Here is a 2,649-nt window from a genome sequence, read left to right on the forward strand (position 1 = left end):
TGCCGCGCGGCAATCAGGATGGAAGCAGAGCGTCAATCAGGATGAGAGAGCGTCGCCGAGCTCGTGACGCAGGGAGGGCGTAGCCCGACCGGAGTTACGAGCTCGGCGACGGCGCGATCCACAAGGGACCGCGCCGTCTGGTGATCGCGGCCGGCTGGTTATGCAAGTGGTTCTTCCGCCAAGAGGAATCACTCGCTTGCCAGGCCGACACATTACCGATCACCAGATGAGGCTCTACATGAAGTACCGTCAGACCGATACCCCGCCCGTGGCCGCCGCCAAGGCGTCGTTCAGCACGTCAACCGCCTATCGGATTGAGAAGGATCCCCGCCTGCCATCGCGGAAGAAGGGAGCCCGCGGCAGTCGCCGGCCGGATCCCTTGGCCAGCGTGTTTGAGGCCGAGGTGGTGCCGATGCTGAAGGCCGCCCCCGGCGTGCGGCCGATCGCGATCTTCGAGGAGATCTTGCGACGCCACCCTGAACTCGGGACCAGAATCCGCCGCACGCTGGAGCGCCGGATCCGCGCCTGGCGGGCGATCCACGGCGAGGAGCAGGAGGTGATCTTCCGCCAGACCCACGAGCCCGGCCAACTCGGCCTCTCCGACTTCACCGACATGGGTGAGCTGGGGGTGAGCATCGCTGGCATGCCGCTCGATCATCGCCTCTATCACTTCCGGTTGGCCTATTGCGGGTTCGAGCACGCCCATGTCGTGCTCGGTGGCGAGAGCTTCGTCGCCTTGGCCGAAGGGCTGCAGAATGCCCTGTGGTCGCTCGGCGGCGCACCGCGGGAGCATCGGACCGACAGTCTGTCGGCCGCCTTCTGCAATCTCGATCGGAACGCGAGGGATGATCTGACGCACCGGTACGAGGATCTTTGTGCCCATTACGGCATGCGGCCCTCCCGCAACAATCGCGGCATCGCCCACGAGAACGGGGCGATCGAGAGCTCGCACGGCCATCTCAAGCGGACGATCGCCGATGCGCTGCTGTTGCGCGGCACTGCCGACTTCGATGATCTCGCCGCCTACCGCGGCTTCATCGACGAGATCGTCAGCCGCCGCAATGCCCGCAACGCCAAGCGGATCGACCACGAGCGCACCACCCTGCAGGCGTTGCCAGATCGCCGCACCTCGGACTACGAGGAGGTGATTGTCCGCGTGACGTCAAGTGGCGGCTTCACCTTGCGCAAGGTGTTCTACACCGTGCCGTCACGCCTGATCGGCCACCAGCTGCGGGTGCGCCTTTACGACGATCGTCTCGACGTGTTCGTCGGCGGCACCCATCTCGTCACCCTGTCGCGTGGACGGCCGCATCCCAACGGCAAGCACGACCAGGTCGTCGATTATCGGCATGTGATCCATTCCTTACGGCGCAAGCCGATGGCGCTGCTCAATCTCGTCTACCGTGATCGACTGTTCCCGCGCGAGGCCTATCGCCGAACCTTCGATCGCCTGCGCGAACGGCTGTCGGACAGGAAAGCCTGCCGGCTCATGGTCGATCTGCTTGCGCTGGCGCACGAGCGCGGCTGCGAGGCCGAACTCGCCGGTCAGCTCGCCGCCAACCTGGACGCCGGCCGACTGCCCGACCTCGGACAGCTGCGCGCCCACTTCGCGCCCGATCCTGCCTGCGTGCCGCAAGTCATGGTGCAGCTTGCCCCGCTCGCCAGCTATGAGTGCCTCATCGGCGCCAGCCAGATCGGAGACGCCGCATGAACACGGCCAACACAGTCGACACCGCGCGCCTCAATCTGTTGCTCAACGAGCTGCGCCTGCCCGCCATCAAGGTGCTGTGGCCACAGTTCGCCGAACAGTCCGACAAGGAAGGTTGGCCGGCGGCCCGCTTCCTCGCCATCATCGCCGAGCACGAGATCGCCGAACGCGGCCGCCGTCGCATCGAGCGCCATCTCGTCGAGGCGCGGCTGCCGGCCGGAAAGACCTTCGATAGCTTCGACTTCGAGGCCGTGCCGATGATCTCCAAAGCGCAGGTGACCGCGCTTGCCGCTGGCGATGGTTGGGTCGGCAAGGGCGCCAATTTGTTGCTGTTTGGGCCGCCTGGCGGTGGCAAGAGCCACTTGGCGGCAGCGATCGGCTTGGCCCTGATCGAGAACGGTTGGCGGGTCCTGTTCACCCGCACCACCGATCTCGTGCAGAAGCTCCAGGTGGCGCGGCGCGAGCTCAACCTCGAGGCCGCCATCAACCGCCTCGATCGCTTCGACCTCCTGATCCTCGATGACCTCGCCTACGTCACCAAGGATCAGGCCGAGACCAGCGTGCTGTTCGAGCTCATCAGCGCACGCTACGAGCGGCGCTCGATGTTGATCACCGCCAATCAGCCCTTCGGCGAATGGAACAGGGTCTTCCCGGACCCCGCCATGACGCTCGCCGCCATCGATCGCCTCGTTCACCACGCCACCATCATCGAAATGAACGTCGAGAGCTATCGCAGGCGCACCGCGCTCGAGCGAAAACGCGGCCCAGGACGGCCACCGTCGCACGCGACACCAAAAACAATCGCTGATTGACGCTCCGCGACAATCAGCGCCAACAAAACTCTTGCGCGCGACAATCATCGCGGCAATCATCACCTCGCCGCGACACCGACTCGCCATCCTGATTGTCGCGCGCTTCCCAGCCAGATTGTCGCGCTATAA

At 65.2% G+C, this 2,649-nt stretch carries 2 protein-coding genes; both read left to right on the forward strand.

Annotated features, from left to right (window positions below; all coding sequences use genetic code 11):
* Positions 1–196 precede the first annotated feature (196 nt).
* A complete protein-coding gene (istA, locus tag ACZBJS_RS42260; RefSeq protein WP_463440301.1) occupies positions 197–1,711 on the forward strand; it encodes an IS21 family transposase in 1,515 nt (504 codons plus the stop codon).
* A complete protein-coding gene (gene istB / locus ACZBJS_RS42265; RefSeq protein WP_210189662.1) occupies positions 1,708–2,520 on the forward strand; it encodes an IS21-like element ISBj11 family helper ATPase IstB in 813 nt (270 codons plus the stop codon). The genes istA and istB overlap by 4 nt, the downstream gene beginning before the upstream one ends.
* Positions 2,521–2,649: the final 129 nt, after the last annotated feature.

The sequence above is a fragment of the Bradyrhizobium sp. KZN70725 genome (assembly GCF_055264925.1).

Bases quoted from the DNA above. Each gene is read 5' to 3' on its own strand.
- istB (WP_210189662.1), top strand. From the start codon at position 1,708: ATGAACACGGCCAACACAGTCGACACCGCGCGCCTCAATCTGTTGCTC.